A 22,559-nucleotide genomic window follows, 5' to 3' on the forward strand; every position below is an offset into this window, starting at 1 on the left:
ACATCCTCGCTGCCGACGCCCTAAAGCTGACTAACCTTGAAAGCATCACCTCTGAGCAAGGACGCTCACGATGCTTCTGCGCCTGTTTTCCGCTTTGTTACTGACCCTGTTTTGCCTGAACTCAAATGCCGACAATTGCCCCGACTGGTCCCCCGCCCGTGCCCTGGACGAAATCACGGCCCTGCAAAAACAGATCGATTTCTGGGACGACAACTACCACCGCAACGGACGCTCACTGATCGCCGACGAAATCTATGACCAGTCCCGCACACGATTAAGCGAATGGCGTGAATGTTTTGATTTGAGTCTGGCGCCCGACCCCTTGCGCACGGCGGGCGGCAAGATTACCCACCCCATCGCCCACACGGGCCTGGAAAAACTGCGCGATGGTCAGGCGGTTGAGCATTGGCTACGCGAGCGCAATGACATCTGGATACAACCCAAGGTCGACGGCGCCGCCGTGACGTTGATCTATCGCAACGGCTTGCTGCATCAGGCGATCAGTCGGGGTGACGGCTTGAATGGCCAGGACTGGACCGCTTCGGCGCGACTGATCCCCGCCATCCCCCGACAACTGCCGCAACCCTTGAATCTACTGGTGCAAGGCGAACTCTATTGGCGCCTGACCGACCATGTGCAAGCCAAGGCAGGCAGCCTCAACGCCCGCTCCACGGTGGCCGGGCTGATGGCGCGCAAAGAGCTGAGTGCCGAACAGGCCGGTGGTATCGGGTTGTTTGTCTGGGATTGGCCGCAAGGTCCGGCAAGCTTGCCGGACCGCGTGGCGGCGCTCGATGAAATGGGTTTTCCGAGCACGGCGCCTTACAGTCAGCCGATCAAGGGATTCGTCGATGCGCAACGATGGCGCGATCACTGGTATCGCACGCCCTTGCCCTTCGCCAGTGACGGTGTCGTTCTGCGGCAAAGTCAGCGTCCACCCGCCGAACGCTGGCAGGCGCGACCGCCGTTCTGGAGCGTCGCGTGGAAGTATCCCTTCGCCCAGGCACTGGCCGAAGTGCGCAAGGTCCACTTCAAGATCGGGCGGACGGGCCGAATTACACCCGTGCTGGAGCTCACGCCAGTGAAGCTCGATGACCGACAGATCAAGCGTGTGAGCGTCAGCTCCCTGCGACGTTGGGAGGAACTGGATATCCGCCCCGGGGATCAAGTGTCCATCAGCCTGGCGGGCCTGACCATTCCAAGGCTCGATGGCGTCGTGCTGCGCAGCACCGAACGCACTGAATTGACCGTGCCATCGGCAGCAGACTTTCATCAATTGAGTTGCTGGCAACCGACATCAGGCTGCGAGAGCCAATTCCTCGCACGCCTGGCCTGGCTCAGCAGCAAGCAGGGACTCGCTTTGCCTCATCTCGGCCCTGGCACCTGGGAGAAACTTTTCGAAACAGGCCGCCTCAACAGCCTGCTGGATTGGTTGACCCTCGATGCTCAAGAGCTTGCTAACATTGATGGCTTCGGCGAACGCAGCGCGGCTCGCCTTTTAAACAGCTTCAACAGCGCCCGGCAACGTCCGTTCGCTCGCTGGCTCAAAGCCTTGGGGTTGCCACCCACCGGCCAGGCACTGCTTGCCGATTCATGGCAGGAACTGGCGGATCGAAACACCGAACAATGGCAGGCAGAAGCCGGTATTGGCCCGGGACGCGCGGCGCAATTAAACGCCTTTTTCCGCGACCCGCACGTCCTGGCACTGAGTCAAACATTACGTATGGCCGGGATTGACGGCTTTTAAACGCCGAGACATCCGGCAGCCCGGGAACCCAAAGGTGCCGACGGGCTCAAACGCCCATCGCCACATCGACTCGATTGTCTTTGCACATGGAGCTTTTATGAAATTTCTTTCACCGCTCGCCTTGCTGACCCTTTGCAGCGTGATGGCCGCTCCCCTGATGGCCGCCGAAGAAGCCCCTGAGCTGACCGGCTGCGCCGCGAAGAAACAGGGCATCATCAATCAGATCGAACTGGCCAAATCCCACGGTAACGCCGAACAGCAGGCCGGCCTCGAAACCGCCCTGAGCGAAGTCACCGCCCATTGCACCGATGCCTCGCTGAAGAAGGAACGGGAAAACAAGGTGCTCGACGCCAAGCATGAAGTCAGCAAGCGTCAGGCCGACCTGGACAAGGCCATGAAGAAAGGCGATCCGGAGAAGATCAACAAACGCAAAGACAAACTCGCCGAGTCCCGCAAGGAATTGCAGGACGCGCTCGATGAGCTGGATAAATAAAAAGAGGTAACGCTCAGATTGCTGCGTCGATCTTCAGACTGCCTTCGCGAGCAAGCCCGCTCCCACATTTGGAATGCATTCCCCTGTGGGAGCGGGCTTGCTCGCGAAAGCGCCAGCCAGAACACCGAGAATCAATGATCCCGAAACTCTTTATGGCAGGCACTGCACGCATCTTCTACTTTCTGCACCGCCGGCCCAAGGTTACTGGCCTTGTAAGGCTGAACCTTGCTGGCAATCACCAATTCACCGGTGGCGGTTTCAAGGGTGCGGGCCATTTCCTGGAAGCGTGTCTGCTGCTGCCACACATTGTCCTTGGCGCTGGTGTGATCTTCTTCACGCACCTGCGGAAAGTGTTTCCACGGCTCACGGGACAAGGTGTCGAGTTTCACGGCGCCCGCCTCGAATTTCGGACCGTCGAACGGGATACGACCACGCAACATGCCGCCCAGGTCTTCGCCGGTCTTGAGCATCTGTTTGAAGATCGCCTTGCGTTGGCCCAACGGCGAATTCGGATCGACACCACCGCAGGCAGACAAGCTCAGGCAGGCCAGCAATACAACAGAAAGTCTTTTAAGAGTCATGGTGGCTTCAGGTCACGGGAAACGGCGGCCAGTATCCTCGCGTCATCGGCAAAGACCAATAGCCCTATTATCAATACGGGTTGTTTGAGCGCATGGAGCACTCAGGCAACCGGCAAAGGAATTACTCCATGAACAGCCGTTTCAAGGCATGGCGTCACCACCTCGCGTGGACTCTTCCAATGGTGGCCGTGCTCGCTGGCTGCACCGGCGGCGATAAAAACACCCCTAAAACCCACGCGCTGGCGACCTACTCCAGCGCCACTTGGGAATCACTGCCGGCCGTGTCCGACAACGATCTGGTCGCCGGTTTTGGTTCGTGGCGCAGCGCCTGCACCCGACTCAAGGCCGACCCCGTCTGGGGTTCGACCTGCGCGGCTTCGGCCAATGTGCCGCAAACTGCCAATGACATTCGCAGCTTCCTCAAGCAGAACCTCGATGTCTACGGTCTGCGCGCCGCCAATGACAATCCCAACGGATTGATCACCGGCTATTACGAACCGGTCTACCCCGGCAGCCTGACCCAGACCGAAGCGGCGAACATTCCGGTGTACGGCGTGCCCGAGGACATGATCATCGTCTCCCTCGACAGCATCTACCCGGAACTCAAAGGCAAACGTCTGCGCGGACGCCTCGAAGGTCGCGTACTCAAGCCTTACGACGATGCAGCAACGATTGAGACCAAAGGGGTCAAGGCGCCAGTGGTTGCCTGGCTGACCGATCCGATGAACCTGCAATTCCTGCAAATCCAGGGTTCAGGGCGCATCCAGCTCGACGACGGCCGCCAACTGCGCATCGCGTATGCCGACCAGAATGGCCATCCGTACCGGCCGATCGGGCGCTGGCTGGTGGAGCAAGGCGAGCTGAAGAAAGAAGACGTGACCATGGGTGCCATCAGCACGTGGGCCAAGGCCAATCCGTCGCGTATTCCGGAACTGCTGGGCAGCAACCCGAGTTATGTGTTCTTCACTCGTAATCCGGACAGCAACGAAGGGCCTCGCGGCTCGCTGAACGTTCCGCTGACGGCCGGTTACAGCGCGGCAGTGGATCGCAAGGTGATTCCGCTGGGCAGTCTGTTGTGGTTATCCACCACTAAACCGGACGGCACCTCACTGGTACGGCCCGTGGCGGCGCAAGACACCGGCGGTGCGATTGCTGGCGAAGTGCGTGCGGATCTGTTCTGGGGCACCGGCGAGGCCGCCGGGCAATTGGCCGGCGACATGAAACAGCAAGGGCAGATCTGGATGCTGTGGCCTAAAGGCGCGGCGTTGCCGCAAGTGCCTCAAGTTGCCGATGCGGTGAAGACAAATCCTTGAGTTCTATGGTGGCTGATGCATCGCCTTCGCGAGCAAGCCCGCTCCCACATTTAATCCAGGTCACATACAAATCAGATGTGCACTGAAGATCAAATGTGGGAGCGGGCTTGCTCGCGAAGAGGTCGGCACAATCACCGAAGAACTTTCAGACAGAAACCACAAAGAAACTGACAATCAACCCCATCCCCACAAACCACACCAACGACCGCAAAATATGCCAGTCCGCCAGGTAGCAAATGATGTAGAGCAACCGGCTGGTGATAAACAGAACCGACAGCACATTGATCGTCACCAGCTCGGCATTACCCGCCAGATGCGCAACGATCACCGCCGCCGCAAACGCCGGGGTCACTTCAAAACTGTTCAGTTGCGCCGCAAGTGCGCGTCGACCCAAACCATTCAGCGACTCGAGAAAGTCCCGGGGGTCATGGTTGTCAGCCAGCCTGTACCCGCCAACGGCCTTGGCGATGCCAATACATACATAGGGCAGGCAGATCGCAATCAAAATGCACCACAGAGCAACCGTCATAAAGCAGTCCTTTCTTTAGTTTTAGAATGTTGAGTACCCGTCAGAACTTCATCACCAAAATACCGACCAGCACCAGCCCACAGGCTATGAGCCTTGGCCTGCCGAAAGGTTCTTTCAGGTAGCGCATGCCGAACAGCACCACCAGGATCACGCTGATCTCGCGCAACGCCGCCGCTTCCGCAATCGACCCCAGCTGCATGGCCCACAGCACCAGAGCGTAGCTGAACAACACGCAGAACCCGACTGCCAGCCCCAGTCGCCACTGTTCACGCCAGAACAGCATGAACGCCGGGCGCTTGCGCACCAGCGCCAGCAACGGGAACGGCCAGGCGCTGAGCAGCGTGACCCAGACCAGATAATCCAGAGGGTGCGACCAGCGCCGCAACGCCTGACCATCGATGAAGGTGTAGCAGCCGATGCACAGGCCGATCAGCGCCACCACCGGCAACATCGACCACGGCAGACGCGCCCCGCCGCCGCCCTGCCAGAGCAGGCACAGCATGCCAAACGGGATCAACAGGATTCCGAAGATTTGCTGATTCGTCAGCACTTCCCCGGCGAATATCAGCGTCAGTGCCAGCACCACCAGCGGCGACAGTCCACGCATCAGCGGATAGACCAAACCGAGGTCGCCGACCCGATAGGCCTGGATCAGCAGATAGCGATAGAGCAATTCGAACGCCGCCGACGCCAGAATCCAAGGCCAGATTTCAATCGGTGGCAGCGCCACGAACGGCAGCATCAGGGCGACAAACAGCATCGCAACGCTGTCCATGCACGCCACCACCAGCAACCGTTCGGCGCTGAACTTGATCAGGGTATTCCACGCCGCGTGCAACAGCGCCGCCACCAACACCAGAGCCGTTGCAAGCACGGCATACTCCTTATTTTGTCCCGACCTCTGTAGGAGCTGTCGAGTGAAACGAGGCTGCGATCTTTTGATCCTGGAAAATCAAGATCAAAAGATCGCAGCCTCGTTTCACTCGACAGCTGCTACGGAGTTCAGCTGGATAATTGATTCGCCATAGGTCAGCAGCTGTTTATACTGCAAGCGACCACGCCGCACTCAGTTGCGCACAGACCAATTCCAATAATTTCTGCCCCTGCCCGCTCTCTTCGAGAACGGTCATCGGCATGCGTATGCCTGATCACAGCGTCAAGACTACCGACAGAGACCTTGCGCATGCCACTCGCCTTGCTTGCCCTCGCTGTTGCCGCGTTCGGCATCGGCACCACTGAATTCGTCATCATGGGCTTGCTGCCCGACGTCGCCCGCGACCTCGCCGTGAGCATTCCCCACGCCGGCCTGCTGATCACCGGCTACGCCCTGGGCGTGGTGTTCGGCGCGCCGATCCTCGCGATCGGCACCGCCAACATGCCGCGCAAAGCCACGCTGCTGGGCATGACGCTAATGTTCATCCTCGGCAACGTGCTGTGCGCATTGGCACCGAACTACGCCACATTGATGGCCGCGCGAGTGGTCACCGCGCTGTGCCACGGTGCGTTCTTCGGTATCGGCTCGGTGGTCGCGGCAGGTTTGGTTGCCCCGAACAAACGGGCACAGGCCATCGCCATGATGTTCACCGGCCTGACGTTGGCCAATGTGCTCGGCGTGCCATTGGGCACCGCGCTCGGGCAATACGCCGGCTGGCGTTCGACATTCTGGGCGGTCTCCGTGATCGGTGTCATTGCAGCGATCGCGCAGTGGGCCTGGCTGCCAAAGGACATCGCAATGGACAAGGCCAACCTCGCCAGCGAGTTCAAAGTGCTGGGCAAGGTCAATGTGTTGCTGGCGTTGGGCATGAGCGTGCTGGCGTCGACCAGCCTGTTCAGCGTGTTCACCTACATCGCACCGATCCTGCAGGACATCACCGGTGTCAGCCCGCATGGCGTGACGATCATGCTGCTGTTGTTTGGCGTGGGATTGACGGCGGGCAGCATGCTCGGCGGTCGCCTGGCGGACAGCCGATTGCTGCCTTCATTGGTCGGCATGGCGCTGGCAGTAGCGGTGGTGTTGGCTGCCTTTAGCCAGACCAGTCACTCGGTGATTCCGGCGGCGATCACCCTGGTGCTGTGGGGGATTTTCGCGTTTGCCCTGTGCCCGATCCTGCAACTGCTGATCATCGATCAGGCTCATGAAGCCCCGAACCTCGGTTCGACGCTGAACCAGAGCGCCTTCAACCTCGGTAATGCGGCGGGGGCGTGGATCGGCGGGTTGGTGGTTGCCAGCGGTGCCGATCTGGCGGACCTGCCGTGGACCGGGGCGCTGGTCAGTGGCCTGACAGTGCTGACTGCGCTGTTCTACATCTATCTGCAACGTCGCGGGGTGGCTGCGGTCAATGTGTCCGGCTGAATGGCTGTGTCGCCCATGAAAACGCATTCGCGAGCAAGCCCGCTCCCACATTGGATTTGCGTCGTTCACAGATCCCTGTGGGAGCGGGCTTGCTCGCGAAGAAGTTGACGCGGTGTAACTGCCCAACACTGAACTCCCGTTCCCCTACCTCTCCATCCAAGGACCCCGGATGCTCGAACTTGTCGCTGCCTTTATCTGCCTCACCACACTCCTCACCTACGTGAACTTCCGCTTCATCGGCCTGCCCCCGACCATCGGCGTCATGGTCACCGCGCTGATGTTTTCCCTGCTGCTGCAAGGCTTGAGTTTCATCGGCTACCCCGGTCTCGAAGAACGTGTGCAACAGCTGATCGGCCAGATCGACTTCGGTGATCTGCTGATGAACTGGATGCTGTCCTTCCTGCTGTTCGCCGGCGCCCTGCACGTCAACTTGAATGATTTGCGCAGCTATCGCTGGCCCATCGGTTTACTGGCGACGTTCGGCGTATTGATCGCGACCGCGGTAATCGGCAGCCTCGCCTATTACATTTTTGCCCTGTTCGGCTGGCACGTGAGCTTCCTCTATTGCCTGCTGTTCGGCGCACTGATTTCCCCCACCGACCCGATCGCGGTCCTCGGCGTGCTGCGGACCGCCAATGCGTCCAAGCCTCTGAAAACCACCATCGTCGGCGAGTCGCTGTTCAACGACGGCACAGCCGTAGTGGTGTTCACCGTGTTGCTGGGCATCGCGCAACTCGGCGAAACCCCGACCGTCGGCGCCACGGCCATGCTGTTCGCCCACGAAGCGATTGGCGGCGTGCTGTTTGGAGGACTGATCGGTTACTTGGTGTACTTGATGATCAAGAGCATCGAGCAACACCAGATCGAAGTCATGCTCACCCTGCGCTGGTGATCGGCGGCTCGGCCATGGCGTCGGAGCTGCACGTTTCCGCACCGATCGCGATGGTGGTTGCCGGTCTGATCATCGGCAACCTCGGCCGCAACCTGGCGATGAACGACATGACGCGCAAGTACCTGGACGGTTTCTGGGAACTGCTCGACGACATGCTCAACGCCCTGTTGTTCGCCCTGATTGGCATGGAGCTGTTGCTGCTGCCATTCAACTGGCTGCACGTGCTGGCCGCGAGCTTGCTGGCCTTGGCGATTTTGCTGTCGCGCCTGCTGACGGTCGCGCCTGCCATTGTGTTGCTGCGTCGCTGGCGCACCGTCCCGCGCGGGACGATCCGGATTCTGACCTGGGGTGGTTTGCGCGGCGGTGTTTCGGTAGCACTGGCCCTGGCCTTGCCGCTGGGTCCGGAGCGTGACTTGCTGCTGAGCATCACCTACATCGTGGTGCTGTCGTCGATCCTGTTGCAGGGTTTGAGCATCGGCAGACTGGTCAAGCACGTGACCCGGGATGAGCCTGTGCCAGCGGCACAGGCCGAGCATCACTGATTATTTTTTGCTCTTCTGCGGATCGGGCGCCTGGCCCTGATCCGCCGTCTTCTTCGGCGGTCCGCTCTCGCTGCGGATCTGCGCATGGCTGATCAGCGCGAAGATGAAGCTGCCACCGATGATGTTCCCCGCCAGCGTCGGCCCGGCGAACACCAGCCAGAAATCCTTCCACGGCAACTGGCCGGCAAAGACCAGGTACGAGACCTCCGCCGAACCGACCACGATGTGGGTGAAATCCCCCAACGCCATCAGGTAGGTGATGAGGATGATGATCCACATCTTGGCGCTCTCCATGGACGGGATCATCCAGACCATGGTGGCGATCATCCAGCCTGAGACGATGCCTTTGGCGAACATCTGGCTGGCGTCGTTCTCCATGATCTTGCGCCCGATATCGAGGAAAGCCAGATCGGTCTTGCTGTCGAAAATCGGCAGATGCAGCATCACGTAGGCCACCAGCAACGTGCCGCAGAGGTTGCCCACCAGCACCACCGACCACAGGCGCAGCAACCGCCCGAAATTGTTCAGCGTGGGTTTGGTCATGATCGGCAGCACAGCCGTCAGGGTGTTCTCGGTGAACAACTGCTGACGGGCGAGGATCACCGCGAGAAAACCTGCGCAGTAGCCGAAACTGGCGATCACCTTGAAGCCTTCACCGTCCGGCAGTCGGGAATTGAGCAGCCCCATGGCCATCAGCGACAGGCCCATGGTCAGGCCGGCGGCCAGGGCCGACCACCACAAGGCAGCGACGCTGCGCTCGAGCTCCATATCGCCCTGGGTGCGGATGATTTCGTGCAGCACCGCGGCGCGCGGTGGCTGGTTCTTGTCGACCTCGTGCCGTTCTTCCGGCGACAGGTTTGGGGTCTTGCCTTCTTTCTTGGCGTCCATAAAGCTCCGGAACCGGTGGTGTGTCATGTAGGTACGACACGCGCGGTTCGGAGCTGTTCAGTGGTCCGCCAAATCATCGCTGACCGGTAGACCGTCTTCGCGAGCAAGCCCGCTCCCACACTTAAACTAAGTCGTTCACAGAAACTGCGTCCGCTGCAGATCTAATGTGGGAGCGGGCTTGCTCGCGAAGGGCGCGCCGCCGATCTCACTCGCTGGCGACGTCATCCTTGAACTGGTCTTTGACGTACTTGATCTCGGTCTGGCCATGTGGCGCGGGCAAGCCGTCTTCACCCAGATTGACGAAAACAATCTTGTCGACCGTCAGGATGCTTTTGCGGGTGATCTTGTTGCGCACTTCGCACTTCAGGGTGATCGAGGTGCGACCGAACTCGGTGGCCGTGATGCCCAGTTCGATGATGTCGCCCTGGCGCGAGGCGCTGACAAAGTTGATTTCGGAAATGTACTTGGTGACCACACGCTGATTGCCCAACTGGACGATGGCGTAGATCGCCGCTTCTTCGTCTAGCCAGCGCAACAGGCTGCCGCCGAACAGCGTGCCGTTGGGGTTGAGGTCTTCGGGTTTTACCCATTTGCGGGTGTGGAAATTCATATTCACTCCTGAGCGTCTTGCCGAATGATGGGGGGCATCATGGCAGAGCCCGGCCTAGAGCTCTATTGAGCATCGACTATGGTCTCGATTACCGTTCGGACATTGACTGACAGAAACGCTTTGGAAGATAAGAATAGCCCGCTATAATCGCCACCGTTTCAAAACGGTCATCTTCGATTGATACCGTTTTCCCGCCACCTGTCCGAGGGGCGCTGCAGCAGGTTCGACCTGTCAGGCTCGGATGGGGCGTTGACTGGCCATGATCGGTCGGACACTAAACGCACAACGGCGCCCATTCGCATACATTACGAATGGAGGCTCATCATGAGCGCTGTTATCACGCCTGCAGATTTTACCGATTACAAAGTGGCCGACATGTCCCTGGCTGCCTGGGGTCGTCGCGAAACCATCATCGCCGAATCCGAAATGCCAGCCCTGATGGGTCTGCGCCGCAAATACGCCGGTGAGCAGCCGCTCAAAGGCGCGAAGATCCTCGGCTGCATCCACATGACCATTCAGACTGCCGTGCTGATCGAAACCCTGGTTGCCCTGGGTGCCGAAGTGCGTTGGTCGTCCTGCAACATTTTCTCGACTCAGGACCAGGCCGCTGCTGCTATCGCTGCTGCCGGCATCGCGGTTTACGCCTGGAAAGGCGAGACCGAAGAAGAGTACGAGTGGTGCCTTGAGCAAACCATCCTCAAAGATGGCGCGCCTTGGGATGCCAACATGATCCTCGATGACGGCGGCGACCTGACCGAGCTGCTGCACAAGAAATACCCGGCGATCCTGGACCGCGTCCACGGCGTCACCGAAGAAACCACCACCGGCGTTCACCGCCTGCTGGACATGCTGGCCAAGGGCGAGCTGAAAATCCCGGCCATCAACGTCAACGACTCGGTGACCAAGAGCAAGAACGACAACAAGTACGGCTGCCGTCACAGCCTGAACGATGCAATCAAGCGCGGTACCGACCACCTGCTGTCCGGCAAGCAAGCGCTGGTCATCGGTTACGGTGATGTGGGCAAGGGCTCCGCTCAGTCCCTGCGTCAGGAAGGCATGATCGTTAAAGTCTCCGAAGTCGACCCGATCTGCGCCATGCAAGCCTGCATGGACGGCTACGAGCTGGTTTCGCCGTTCATCGACGGCATCAACGACGGCACCGAAGCGAGCATCGACAAAGCGCTGCTGGGCAAGATCGACCTGATCGTGACCACCACCGGCAACGTCAATGTTTGCGACGCGAACATGCTCAAAGCCCTGAAGAAGCGCGCTGTTGTCTGCAACATCGGCCACTTCGACAACGAAATCGACACCGCTTTCATGCGCAAGAACTGGGCATGGGAAGAAGTGAAGCCACAGGTTCACAAAATTCACCGTACCGGCGCTGGCGCATTCGATGCCCAGAACGACGACTACCTGATCCTGCTGGCCGAAGGCCGTCTGGTTAACCTGGGTAACGCCACTGGCCACCCAAGCCGCATCATGGACGGTTCGTTCGCCAACCAGGTTCTGGCGCAGATCTTCCTGTTCGGCCAGAAGTACGCCGACCTGTCGCCAGCCCAGAAAGCCGAGCGCCTGACGGTTGAAGTACTGCCGAAGAAACTCGACGAAGAAGTGGCCCTGGAAATGGTCCGCGGTTTCGGCGGTGTTGTGACTCAACTGACCAAGACCCAGGCCGACTACATCGGCGTGACCGTCGAAGGCCCGTTCAAGCCGCACGCTTACCGCTACTGATCGACCTGCAGCCTGCTCTCCCTTGTGGGAGCGGGCTTTTTGTGGGAGCTGGCTTGCCTGCGATGCAGGCGCCTCGGTGTTTCAGTTACACCGAGGTGATGCCATCGCGGGCAAGCACCGCTCCCACAAAAGCCCGCCCTCTCATGGGATGTGCAAGCCTCTGGCTTACGCGTTTTCAAGGGTATTCCCATGTCCCAAGACCGTCGCTACAGCTTCGAGTTCTTCCCTACGAAGACCGACGCTGGGCATGAAAAGCTGATCGCCACTGCCCGTCAGCTGGCCACGTACAACCCCGATTTCTTCTCCTGCACCTACGGCGCTGGCGGTTCGACCCGTGATCGCACGCTCAATACCGTGTTGCAGCTCGAAAGCGAAGTCAAAGTCCCGGCCGCACCGCATCTGTCCTGCGTGGGCGACAGCAAGGACGACTTGCGCGGCCTGCTGGCGCAATACAAGGCTGCCGGCATCAAGCGTATCGTTGCCCTGCGCGGTGACCTGCCTTCGGGCATGGGCATGGCCAGCGGCGAAATGCGCCACGCCAACGACCTGGTTGAATTCATTCGTGAAGAAACCGGTGATCATTTCCACATCGAAGTCGCCGCTTATCCGGAGATGCATCCTCAAGCGCGCAATTTCGAAGACGATCTGAACAACTTCGTGCGCAAGGCTAACGCTGGCGCCAACAGTGCGATCACCCAGTACTTTTTCAACGCCGACAGCTATTTCTACTTCGTCGAGCGTGTGCGGGCGATGGGCGTGAACATCCCGATCGTGCCGGGGATCATGCCGATCACCAACTACAGCAAGCTCGCGCGCTTCTCCGACGCTTGCGGTGCAGAAATCCCGCGCTGGATCCGCAAGCAACTGGAAGCCTACGGCGACGATACCCAGAGCATTCAAGGCTTTGGGGAACAAGTCATCACCGAAATGTGCGATCGCCTGCTGCAAGGTGGCGCACCGGGGCTGCATTTCTACACACTGAATCAGGCCGAAGCGAGCCTGGCGGTGTGGAACAATTTGAAGCTGCCGCGCTAAGAGCAAGATCAAGAGATCGCAGCCTCGCTTCACTCGACAGCTGCTACAGAGTGCTCATTTCCCTGTAGCAGCTGTCGAGTGAAACGAGGCTGCGATCTTTTGCATTCAGCGCACTTTTATTGTGCAGCAACACACGGAGATAGAGCTTGTGGATCCGGTTTCTGGCTCTTTGTGACTTCTCGTCGTAATCTCAAGTCATGCCTCTGATCGCACAGTTACTCACCGTGTTTCTTTTCTCTTGCCTGAGCTTCGCTGCCCGGGGCGAGAAGCTGCGCATTGTCACCGAGCCGTGGGCACCTTATGTCTATGAGGAAAGCGGCAAAGCCTTGGGCCTGGATTACGAAACCACGGACATCGTCTTCAAACGCCTGGGGATAGAAGTGGACTGGCAGTTCCTGCCGTGGAAACGTTGCCTGTCGATGCTCGAAACGGGCCAGGCGGATGGCGCGCTGGACATCTTTCACAGCGATGAACGCGACGCCACCTTGCTCTATCCCAGCGAACCGCTGTCGGAAGTCGAGTTCGTGATGTTCTACGCCAACGAGCGCCCCCATCCCTTCCGCACCCTGGACGACCTCAAAGGCCTGACCATCGGCACCTCGCCGGGCTATCTCTACAGCAAGGATTTCAGCGAATCGACCCAGTTCACCCGGGAGCCGGCGCCGACCCATGAAGCCAACTTCGGCAAACTGGTTCGCGGGCGGATCGACCTGCTGATCACCGATCGCCGGGTCGGCCAGCATTTGCTCGACGAATTGGACATCCGCGACAAGATCACTGAAAACCCGACTGTCATCAGCCATCAGAGCCAGTTTTTGGCGGTACGCCGCAACGCCGGCATGGATTTGCTGGTGCAGCGCTTCGGTGCCGAGCTCAAGCGTTTCAAGCGCGAGCCCGCCTACGCTGAGCTGAGCGCCCGTTATGGCGCGGGTCCCGGCACCGGAGGGCAAGCCACCACGGCCACCACGGCCACGGTAAAAACCGTTGAGCAGCAGGAAAGCGGCGCGCAGTGATTGCTCTGTTATACTCCGGCGTTCCCGCCAGGCTCACGCCCGGACGCTCGGACTTGTTCAAGGCATCTCGATCCGCTACAGCGCAGCTTTTCAGCCCGCGCGAGCGCTCCAGACGAGCTTTCAAGGCCCAGCAGGACCGGACGGGATTGCGTTCCTCTTAAACGCCATTCGCGCCAGGCAAGACTCCCATTGGGCCAAGCCCTAACTAAAACAGGATTACTCATGTCCTTTGCTTCCCTCGGTCTCTCCGAGGCTTTAGTCCGCGCCATCGAGGCAGCGGGCTATACCGAGCCTACTCCGGTGCAACAGCGGGCTATTCCCGCCGTGTTGCAAGGTCGCGACCTGATGGTTGCGGCTCAGACAGGTACTGGTAAAACCGGCGGCTTCGCCCTTCCGATTCTGGAGCGGTTGTTTCCGGGCGGTCACCCGGACAAATCCCAGCGTCACGGCCCGCGCCAACCGCGCGTACTGGTCCTGACCCCTACCCGCGAACTCGCGGCCCAGGTCCACGAGAGCTTCAAGGTCTATGCCCGTGACCTGAAGTTCGTCAGCGCCTGCATCTTCGGCGGCGTCGGCATGAACCCGCAGGTTCAGGCCATGTCCCGTGGTGTTGACGTGCTGGTGGCCTGCCCTGGCCGCCTGCTCGACCTCGCCGGCCAAGGCAGCGTCGATCTGTCCCACGTGGAAATCCTCGTGCTGGACGAAGCCGACCGCATGCTCGACATGGGCTTCGTCCATGACGTGAAGAAAGTCCTGGCTCGTCTGCCGAGCAAACGCCAGAACCTGCTGTTCTCGGCGACGTTCTCCAAAGACATCACCGACCTTGCCGGCAAGCTGCTGCACAACCCGGAACGCATCGAAGTCACGCCGCCGAACACCACGGTCGAGCGCATCGAGCAACGCGTCTTCCGCCTGCCAGCCAACCACAAGCGTTCGTTGCTGGCGCACTTGATCACCGCTGGCGCCTGGGAACAGGTCCTGGTGTTCACCCGTACCAAGCACGGCGCCAACCGTCTGGCCGAGTACCTGGACAAACACGGCCTCAGCGCCGTCGCGATCCACGGCAACAAGAGCCAGAACGCGCGCACCAAAGCCCTGGCCGACTTCAAGGCCGGTGAAGTGCGCATCCTCGTCGCCACCGACATCGCCGCTCGCGGCCTCGACATCGACCAGTTGCCACACGTGGTCAACTTCGAGCTGCCGAACGTCGACGAAGATTACGTTCACCGTATCGGCCGTACCGGCCGTGCCGGTCGTTCGGGTGAGGCGATCTCGCTGGTCGCTCCGGACGAAGAAAAGCTGCTGAAAAGCATCGAGCGCATGACCAAGCAGAAGATTGCCGACGGCAACCTGATGGGCTTCGACTCCAGTGCTGTAGAAGCCGAGAAACCGGAAGTCCGCGAGCGTCCGGATGTGCGTAACCCGCGCAACCCACGTGGCCCGCGCGGCGACGGCCCGAACGGCACCGGCGGTGGCGGCGGTCGTAAAGACAAAGGCAAGGACAAGGGCGGCAAGGAAAAACCTGCAGCCACTGCCCGTGGCGATCGCCCGGCCCGTGAACACAAGCCACGCGAAGGCACCCCGGCTCGCGAGCAACAGCGCCCGGCACCACGCGCGGCTGCGGCTGATCGTGCTCCGGATGAGTTCCTGGACGACGATATCGATAACTTCGGTAACCGCGTCGACTACGTGCCTCAAGCCAAACCGGCTCAAGGCCGTGGCCGCCGTCCTAGTGCTCCGGCACAAGGTTCGGCAGCAGGCGCTGGCGCAGGTGCTCCACGCACCGGCGGCAAGCCTCAGGGTCGCCAAAGCGGTCCGCGCAGCAGTGATGGCGCGACCACCGGCACGCCGCCGGCCAAGCGCAGCGGTCCACGCAATGGCGCTCCACGTGACGGTCAGGCCCGTCGCGAAGAGTCGCGCAACCGTCGCCCGGCCCGCACCGACGACCAGCCGCGTTCGGAACCTGCCGTACAGAACCCGCGCGGCCCGGCACCGAAGATCATCCATAAAGAGTCGAAAACCGATCGGTTCCCGACGCCTGAGCAACTGGATCAACTGCCTGGCCGTCCACGTGGTGAGAAGCCAGCGTTGCTGACTCGCAATCGCTGATTTGACGCTGCAATGAAAAATGCCCCTGATCTCACGATCCGGGGCATTTTTTTATGCCTGACGCAAAACCAGTGTGGGAGCGGGCTTGCTCGCGAAGGCGGCAGGACAGTCGACATCAATGTTGAATGTTCAACCGCATTCGCGAGCAAGTCGAGTCGTCGCACCGCCGCTCCCACAGGGGATTTGTGGCGTGACTGAAGTTTATGTCCGGCAACAAAAAACGCCCCCGACCGTGAGGCCGGGGGCGTTTTTGTGTCAGGCGCGAAAATTACTTCGCTTTCACACCTTCAAACGAAACGTACAGCTCGACCGCATCGGACGCTGGGCCCAGGTCTTTCTGCTTGCCGAAGTCGGAACGCTTGATGCTGGTGGTGCCTTCGAAGCCAGCACGGTAGCCGCCCCATGGATCCTTGCCTTCGCCCAGGAAAGTGGCCTTGACCACCACTGGCTTGGTCACGCCAAGGATGGTCAGGTCGCCGGTCACGTCGGCAGTGTCTTTGCCAGCGGCGTTTTTGCCGGTGGATTTGACGCTGGTGGAGACGAACTTGGCTTTGGACCCGTTCAGGAAGTCTTTGCTGGCGATGTGCTTGTCGCGTTCGGCATGGTTGGTGAACACGCTGGCGGTGTTCACGTTGAACTCGATCTTGCTGTCTTCAGGCTTGGCAGCATCGAAGCTGAACGTGCCGTCGATGTCCTTGAAGGTACCGGTGATGTAGCTGTAGCCCAGGTGGCTGATCTTGAAGTCAACGAAGGCGTGCTGGCCTTCCTTGTCGACGACGTAGTCAGCCGCCATCACGTTGGCGGACAGCAGAGCCGAACCGATTGCCAGAGCAGCGAGTGTTTTTTTCAACATGCTTTCTATTCCTTTGGAGTCGAGGTTGAACTTCAGGCTTTGCGGCCCAGCATTCGAGTGAGGGTCGCATCACGATCGATAAAGTGGTGCTTCAATGCTGCCAACGCATGGAGACCGGAAAAAATTACCAGCGCCCACGCCAGATACAGATGAATCACACCGGCGGTGTCTGCCTGGTCCGGTAGTCCGGAAACCAGTGCAGGAACTTCAAACAGGCCAAACACCGAAATCCCGACACCGTCTGCGGTGGAAATCAGGTATCCGGCAATCATCACAGCAAACAGACTGAGGTACAGGAACGAATGACCGAACCTGGCGCCAAGACGCGTCATGCGGCTATACGTTTCCAGTGTCGGCGGTGGCGGGCTGACAACACGCCACAACACCCGCAGGACCATGACGGCCAACAACACCAGGCCAATGCTCTTGTGCAATTCCGGCGCGTCTTTGCGCCAGGTGCTGTAGTAGTCGAGACCGACCATCCACAAGCCCAGCGCAAACAAACCAACGACCACCAGCGCCACGCCCCAGTGCATGAAGATGCTGACCCAACCGTAGCGGGAAGAAGAGTTACGTAGCTGCATTGCCCAAATCCTGTGAGAACTGCGACCAAGACTATCGAGTTATCTATCGAATTAAAGCGGAAAATTTCGCTTTGAAATATCGAGAAATACGATCAAGAGTCTGAAATAGATCAGTTAAGGAAAGATTAAAGACCAATATGTAAGAAAAAATGAAGCGCAACCAAGGAACACCTGCGCCACCAGATTTATTCGATTCTTGTGATGGGTTTCCTTCAGGCAAAAAAAAACGCGGCATTTCTGCCGCGCTTCTTTGACTGCCAAAAGCTTACTGCGCTTTGGTTTCCGTTGCCGGAGTCGTTGCGGGTTTGGCCGCTGCTTTTTTCGCCGGTTCAGCTTTCTTCGCCGGTGCCTTGGCCGGAGCCTTTTTGGCTTCGGTCTTGGCAGCAGGCTTTTTCACCGGGGCTTTCTTGGCCGGCTCGGCTTTCGCCGGAACCACTGGCTTCGGCGCTTCAACCGGTGCAGGGGCTGGAGTCGGTGCCGGCGTTGGGGCCGGTGTCGGAGCGACCGGAGCCACTGGCTCTGGCGCCTTGACCGGTTCCGGCTTGTCATCCGAACCACCAAACAGGTTGGTGAAGAAGTTACCTTTTTTCGCCGCCACCGCACCCGCTGCTACAGCGGTCGCTGCCGGAACAACCTTCACAGGCTCAAACGATTTGCCCGCCGCCAGGTCTTCAACCTGACTGGCCGCGCGCTGACCGGTGCGCAATGCGCCTTCCAGCGTGCCCGGGTACAAAGTGTCGGTGTGTTCGCCAGCGAACGCTACACGTTGCAGCGGACGTTCCCACAGGCGCCAGTACTTGCTGATCTGGCCCGGGCCGAAGGCCAGGTAAGCGCCGCCCATCGACGGGTCGGTGCTGTAGCGGCGGATTTCATAACCGGTGAACGAACCGCGCGCCTGTGGATAAAACGCGTGCAGACGAATCAGTACCTGGTCGGCCATCTGCTTGTCGCCGAACGCCTGCATCACGCGCGCGTTGTCGCCGGACAGGTTGATCACCACGTTGGCGCCGCCCTTCAGCGCCGGCTCGACCCACAACATGCCCAGGCCGGTGTTGCTGTAGATCTCGCCAGACATGCGCGCCTTGCTTTCCCACACCGGCGTCTTGAACTTCAGCATGATCTGGTCACGCCAGCCGTAGTTGGTGCCTTTGATGGCGCCCATGTGCTGGGCATCCAGCGACGGGGTCATCACGATTTTGTTCAGTGCACGCAACGGCACCGCTACCACGACGTAGTCAGCCTGATAGCCAACGCTGCCGACTTTGACGGTCACGCCGTCCTTGTCCTGGGTGATGGACGACACCGGGGAACTGGTCTTGATGGTTTTCAGCTGTTTGACGAAGGCCTGGGCCAGCACCGGGCTACCGCCGAGCAGGCGCGAAGCGCGCAAGTCACGGTCGGAAACGCCACGGTAGACACGGCTCTGCTGTGCGAAATACAGCAGCGACAGGCGCGAAGGTTCGTCATAGCGGGTACGAATCTGCTGGTTCACCAACTGACGTGCAGTGGCAGGCAAGCTCAGACGGTCGAGCCAGTTGGAGACGTTGATCTGATCCAGAGCATGCAGCGTACTGTTGGCCGCAGGGTTCTGTGGATCTTCGATCGAACGCGCCAGATCATCGACCGTTTTTTCGAAGCGCTTGAGCGCTTCGGCGGTGGCCGGTTCCTTGGTAGCCAGGTCGGCAGCGGTGTAATACACGCCATCGATCAAGTAGCTCGGAGTCCGCACGAATTCAGGGGCTGGCGTAGTGCTCAGCTTGAAGGTCGATACGTATTTGTTCAGCACCGGCTGGGTCTTGTCGTTGCCGATCCACTCGCTGGTGGCCATGCCGGAGCGACCGCCCAGGTTCGGCTTGGCTTCCAGCAGGGTCACCTGCCAGCCTTTGTTCTGCAGTTCATAAGCGGCAGTCAGGCCCGAGAGCCCGCCGCCGATCACGATCGCCGTTTTATCCTTGGCCAGCGCAGACACGCTGAACAGCCCCAACATCACCAGCGCACAGGCGCGCAGCCAACCAGCAGACATTCAGCGAACTCCGGAAATACACGAGGAAATAGCGGTTTTGCGAGTCAGACGACTCAAAGAACCGCGAAGAATACGTCAGCCATCAAAAGGCCGCCAGCGACGTCTATCCACCTATACAAAGTAGCTCAATCGACACAATGGGTTGTCCCCGTGCGATGCATTGCATAGGCTTGCGCGATTGTTTGCCCGCGAAACCAGCGAGCCGCCTCGAGGAGACTGAACATGGGCCTGAATAACCAGTGGATGCAACGCGATCTCGCGGTGTTGTGGCATCCCTGCACCCAGATGAAAGACCACGAACAGCTGCCGCTGATCCCGATCAAACGCGGTGAAGGCGTTTGGCTGGAAGACTTCGAAGGCAAACGCTACCTCGACGCCGTCAGCTCCTGGTGGGTCAACGTGTTTGGCCACGCCAACCCGCGGATCAACCAGCGCATCAAGGATCAGGTCGATCAGCTGGAGCACGTGATCCTCGCCGGCTTCAGCCATCAGCCGGTGATCGAGTTGTCCGAGCGCCTCGTGAAGATGACGCCGGAAGGCCTGACCCGCTGCTTTTACGCCGATAACGGTTCGTCCTGCATCGAAGTCGCGTTGAAAATGAGCTTTCACTACTGGCTCAACCGCGGCCAGCCGAACAAGAAGCGCTTCGTCACCCTGACCAATAGCTACCACGGCGAAACCATGGCGGCGATGTCGGTGGGTGACGTGCCGCTGTTTACCGAAACCTACAAGGCATTGCTGCTGGACACCATCAAGGTGCCGAGCCCTGATTGTTACCTGCGTCCCGAAGGCATGAGCTGGGAAGAGCACTCGCGCAACATGTTCGCCGCCATGGAACAGACCCTGGCCGAGAACCACGACACCGTCGCGGCAGTGATCGTCGAGCCGCTGATCCAGGGCGCGGGCGGCATGCGCATGTATCACCCGGTGTACCTCAAATTGCTGCGCGAAGCCTGCGACCGTTATGGCGTGCACCTGATCCACGACGAAATTGCCGTCGGCTTCGGCCGCACCGGGACGATGTTCGCTTGTGAACAGGCCGGCATCCGCCCGGACTTCCTCTGCCTGTCCAAGGCCCTGACCGGCGGCTACCTGCCGCTGGCGGCCTGCGTGACGACCGAAGACGTCTACAGCGCGTTCTACGACGACTACCCGACCCTGCGCGCCTTCCTGCATTCGCACAGCTACACCGGCAATCCGCTGGCGTGCGCAGCGGCCTTGGCGACGCTGGATATCTTCGAAGAAGACAACGTCATCGAGAACAACAAGGCACTGGCTCAGCGCATGGCCTCCGCCACCGCGCACCTCGTCGATCACCCGAACGTCTCGGAAGTGCGCCAGACCGGCATGGTGCTGGCCATCGAGATGGTCAAGGACAAGGCGACCAAAGAAGCTTACCCGTGGCAGGAGCGTCGCGGTTTGAAGGTGTTCCAGCATGCGTTGGAGCGTGGTGCTTTACTTCGACCGTTGGGCAGCGTGGTGTATTTCCTGCCGCCGTACGTGATTACGCCGGAGCAGATCGACTTCCTGGCTGAAGTGGCCAGTGAAGGCATCGACATTGCGACCCGTGATGGCGTCAGCGTGTCGGTGCCGAAAGACTTCCACCCCGGCTTCCGCGATCCGGGCTGATTGATTAACGCTCGTTCCCACGTCGAGGCGTCGAACCGTCCGAGTGGGAATGCAGCCAGGGACGCTCTGCGTCCCAAAAAGCGGACGCGGAGCGTCCGATGAGGCATCCCCACGCAGAGCGTGGGAACGATCAAATTCAGTAGAGACCCAGCATGAGACTGTCCCGCTTCTTCATCGACGCCCCCCTGAGCATCGGCCAACACGAATTGCCCGAAGCCCAGGCCCATTACATCAGCCGCGTGCTGCGCATGGCCGAGGGTGACGCGCTGCAACTGTTCGACGGCTCGGGCCATGAGTTTCGCGCCACACTGGTGGAGGTCGGCAAGAAGCGCGTCGTCGTGCAGATCGATGAAAGCTTCGCCGGGCAAATCGAATCGACGCTGGCGATCCATCTCGGCCAGGGCTTGTCCCGTGGCGAGCGCATGGATTGGGCGATTCAGAAAGCCACCGAACTGGGCGTCACCGAAATCACCCCGATTTTCAGCGACCGCTGCGAAGTCCGCCTGAAGGACGAGCGCGCCGACAAACGCCTGATGCATTGGCGCCAGGTGGCGATCAGCGCGTGCGAGCAATGCGGGCGTTCACGGGTGCCGGTGATTCATCCACCGCTGTTGTTGGCGGACTGGTTGAAGCAGACCGAGGCGCAATTGAAATTGGTGCTGCATCCGGTGGCTGAGCCGTTGGTGAGTCATGCCAAGCCTGGGACGTTGGCGTTCTTGATCGGCCCTGAGGGTGGGTTGTCGGATGCTGAGGTTGATCAGGCCAAGAGTGCCGGTTTTCATGCTGCTCGCCTCGGGCCTCGGGTGTTGCGGACAGAGACCGCGCCGGTGGTTGCACTGGCGGTGGCCCAGCAGCTTTGGGGTGACTTCTAGGCCGCCATCGCTAGCAGGCTAGCTCCCACAATGAATTTTGGGTGTTCACCCGTTTCATATTCACTGGAGATCTCCTGTGGGAGCTAGCCTGCTAGCGATTGGCCGCGACGCGGTTTAAAGGACATAAAACAAAATCGCGACAAAGTGCAGCACACTCCCCGCAATCACGAACAAATGCCAGATCCCGTGCGCATGCCGCAACCGATGATCCAGGGCAAAAAAGACAATCCCCACGGTGTACAACACCCCGCCCGACGCCAGCCAGGCAAACCCCGTACTGCCCAGCGCCGCGAGCAATGGCTTGACCGCTACCAGCACAATCCAGCCCATCACTGCATAAATCACGATCGACAGAATCCGCGCTTCAGAGCGCGGCTTGATCTCTTGCAGGATGCCGATCAGCGCCAGCCCCCAGACAATCCCGAACAGAGTCCAGCCCCACGGCCCGCGCAGGGTCACCAGGCAAAACGGCGTGTAACTGCCGGCAATCAGCAGGTAGATCGAAAAGTGATCGACCTTCTGCATGATCGCTTTCTTGCGCCCGCGCACGCTGTGGTAAACGGTCGATGCGCTGTAAAGCACCATCAAGGTGAAGCCGTAGATCGCCACGCTGACAATCTTCCACGGGCTGCCGTCCATGCTGGCAATCACCAGCATCCACACCACCCCGACCGTCGCCGCCACCGCCCCGACCAGATGCGTCCAGGCGTTCAATCTTTCCCCGTGATACATGTATTACCCACCTCAAAATTCGTTACAACA

19 protein-coding genes, 1 pseudogene and 1 riboswitch are annotated in these 22,559 nt (G+C 59.9%); of the genes and pseudogenes, 11 read left to right on the forward strand and 9 right to left on the reverse strand.

What is annotated here, in order from left to right:
- Nucleotides 1-70 precede the first annotated feature (70 nt).
- Complete coding sequence (gene ligB / locus ACA072_RS27060) at nt 71-1,744, forward strand: NAD-dependent DNA ligase LigB (RefSeq protein WP_497621720.1); 1,674 nt, start codon at nt 71-73, stop codon at nt 1,742-1,744.
- A 97-nt stretch (nt 1,745-1,841) separates the two neighbouring features.
- Nucleotides 1,842-2,237, forward strand: a complete 396-nt coding sequence (locus tag ACA072_RS27065) for a DUF1090 domain-containing protein (RefSeq protein ID WP_109635517.1) — start codon at nt 1,842-1,844, stop codon at nt 2,235-2,237.
- Nucleotides 2,238-2,368: 131 nt separating this feature from the next.
- On the opposite strand, the gene ACA072_RS27070 is transcribed toward ACA072_RS27065, so the two are convergent.
- Nucleotides 2,369-2,818: a c-type cytochrome gene (locus tag ACA072_RS27070; RefSeq protein WP_497621722.1), complete on the reverse strand. Its 450-nt coding sequence runs from the start codon at nt 2,816-2,818 to the stop codon at nt 2,369-2,371.
- A 128-nt stretch (nt 2,819-2,946) separates the two neighbouring features.
- On the opposite strand from ACA072_RS27070, the gene mltA reads away from it, so the two are divergent.
- Complete coding sequence (mltA, locus tag ACA072_RS27075; RefSeq protein ID WP_497621724.1) at nt 2,947-4,131, forward strand: murein transglycosylase A; 1,185 nt, start codon at nt 2,947-2,949, stop codon at nt 4,129-4,131.
- A 145-nt stretch (nt 4,132-4,276) separates the two neighbouring features.
- Here the strand turns inward: mltA and ACA072_RS27080 are convergent, their stop codons facing one another.
- Nucleotides 4,277-4,660: an MAPEG family protein gene (locus tag ACA072_RS27080; RefSeq protein ID WP_497621726.1), complete on the reverse strand. Its 384-nt coding sequence runs from the start codon at nt 4,658-4,660 to the stop codon at nt 4,277-4,279.
- 40 nt (nt 4,661-4,700) lie between these two features.
- A complete protein-coding gene (locus ACA072_RS27085) occupies nt 4,701-5,534 on the reverse strand; it encodes an EamA family transporter (protein ID WP_497621728.1) in 834 nt (277 codons plus the stop codon).
- 309 nt (nt 5,535-5,843) lie between these two features.
- On the opposite strand from ACA072_RS27085, the gene ACA072_RS27090 reads away from it, so the two are divergent.
- Together ACA072_RS27090 and ACA072_RS27095 are read left to right on the forward strand one after the other, a co-directional pair.
- Entirely contained in the window at nt 5,844-7,013 is a 1,170-nt protein-coding gene (locus tag ACA072_RS27090) for an MFS transporter (protein WP_497621730.1), read from the forward strand.
- 169 nt (nt 7,014-7,182) lie between these two features.
- A pseudogene (locus tag ACA072_RS27095) lies at nt 7,183-8,447 on the forward strand (cation:proton antiporter).
- On the opposite strand, the gene ACA072_RS27100 reads toward ACA072_RS27095, so the two are convergent.
- Both ACA072_RS27100 and ACA072_RS27105 read right to left on the reverse strand, forming a co-directional pair.
- The gene (locus ACA072_RS27100; protein ID WP_497621731.1) at nt 8,448-9,335 is read right to left on the reverse strand and encodes a formate/nitrite transporter family protein; all 888 of its coding nucleotides are present in this window, start codon (nt 9,333-9,335) and stop codon (nt 8,448-8,450) included.
- 205 nt (nt 9,336-9,540) lie between these two features.
- Nucleotides 9,541-9,945, reverse strand: a complete 405-nt coding sequence (locus tag ACA072_RS27105; RefSeq protein WP_010466921.1) for an acyl-CoA thioesterase — start codon at nt 9,943-9,945, stop codon at nt 9,541-9,543.
- 198 nt (nt 9,946-10,143) lie between these two features.
- Nucleotides 10,144-10,246: riboswitch (S-adenosyl-L-homocysteine riboswitch) on the forward strand.
- Between the two features lie 23 nt (nt 10,247-10,269).
- Between ACA072_RS27105 and ahcY the strand changes: the two genes are divergently transcribed.
- The 4 genes from ahcY to rhlE2 all read left to right on the forward strand — a co-directional run bounded on the left by ahcY (nt 10,270) and on the right by rhlE2 (nt 15,836).
- The gene (ahcY, locus tag ACA072_RS27110; RefSeq protein WP_462029669.1) at nt 10,270-11,679 is read left to right on the forward strand and encodes an adenosylhomocysteinase; all 1,410 of its coding nucleotides are present in this window, start codon (nt 10,270-10,272) and stop codon (nt 11,677-11,679) included.
- A gap of 189 nt (nt 11,680-11,868) precedes the next feature.
- Nucleotides 11,869-12,714, forward strand: coding sequence for a methylenetetrahydrofolate reductase [NAD(P)H] (gene metF, locus ACA072_RS27115; RefSeq protein ID WP_497621733.1), 846 nt, complete (start codon nt 11,869-11,871; stop codon nt 12,712-12,714).
- A gap of 197 nt (nt 12,715-12,911) precedes the next feature.
- The gene (locus ACA072_RS27120; RefSeq protein WP_497621734.1) at nt 12,912-13,727 is read left to right on the forward strand and encodes a substrate-binding periplasmic protein; all 816 of its coding nucleotides are present in this window, start codon (nt 12,912-12,914) and stop codon (nt 13,725-13,727) included.
- Nucleotides 13,728-13,949: 222 nt separating this feature from the next.
- Nucleotides 13,950-15,836: an RNA helicase RhlE2 gene (gene rhlE2 / locus ACA072_RS27125; protein WP_497621735.1), complete on the forward strand. Its 1,887-nt coding sequence runs from the start codon at nt 13,950-13,952 to the stop codon at nt 15,834-15,836.
- 268 nt (nt 15,837-16,104) lie between these two features.
- Here the strand turns inward: rhlE2 and ACA072_RS27130 are convergent, their stop codons facing one another.
- The 3 genes from ACA072_RS27130 to ACA072_RS27140 all read right to left on the reverse strand — a co-directional run bounded on the left by ACA072_RS27130 (nt 16,105) and on the right by ACA072_RS27140 (nt 19,296).
- The gene (locus ACA072_RS27130; protein ID WP_109635537.1) at nt 16,105-16,689 is read right to left on the reverse strand and encodes a YceI family protein; all 585 of its coding nucleotides are present in this window, start codon (nt 16,687-16,689) and stop codon (nt 16,105-16,107) included.
- 32 nt (nt 16,690-16,721) lie between these two features.
- On the reverse strand, nt 16,722-17,273 hold the full coding sequence (locus tag ACA072_RS27135) for a cytochrome b (protein WP_497621738.1): 552 nt from the start codon (nt 17,271-17,273) through the stop codon (nt 16,722-16,724).
- Nucleotides 17,274-17,538: 265 nt separating this feature from the next.
- Nucleotides 17,539-19,296, reverse strand: coding sequence for a flavin monoamine oxidase family protein (locus ACA072_RS27140; protein WP_497621739.1), 1,758 nt, complete (start codon nt 19,294-19,296; stop codon nt 17,539-17,541).
- Nucleotides 19,297-19,518: 222 nt separating this feature from the next.
- Here ACA072_RS27140 and ACA072_RS27145 point away from each other — a divergent pair, with 222 nt between their 5' ends.
- Together ACA072_RS27145 and ACA072_RS27150 are read left to right on the forward strand one after the other, a co-directional pair.
- Nucleotides 19,519-20,925 carry an adenosylmethionine--8-amino-7-oxononanoate transaminase gene (locus ACA072_RS27145; protein WP_497621741.1) on the forward strand — a complete coding sequence of 469 codons (1,407 nt, stop codon included), beginning with the start codon at nt 19,519-19,521 and terminating at the stop codon, nt 20,923-20,925.
- Nucleotides 20,926-21,077: 152 nt separating this feature from the next.
- Complete coding sequence (locus ACA072_RS27150; RefSeq protein WP_497621742.1) at nt 21,078-21,797, forward strand: 16S rRNA (uracil(1498)-N(3))-methyltransferase; 720 nt, start codon at nt 21,078-21,080, stop codon at nt 21,795-21,797.
- A gap of 114 nt (nt 21,798-21,911) precedes the next feature.
- On the opposite strand, the gene trhA is transcribed toward ACA072_RS27150, so the two are convergent.
- A complete protein-coding gene (gene trhA, locus ACA072_RS27155) occupies nt 21,912-22,529 on the reverse strand; it encodes a PAQR family membrane homeostasis protein TrhA (protein WP_497621744.1) in 618 nt (205 codons plus the stop codon).
- Between the last annotated feature and the right edge of the window lie 30 nt (nt 22,530-22,559).

Source organism: Pseudomonas sp. LBUM1656 (genome assembly GCF_059716065.1).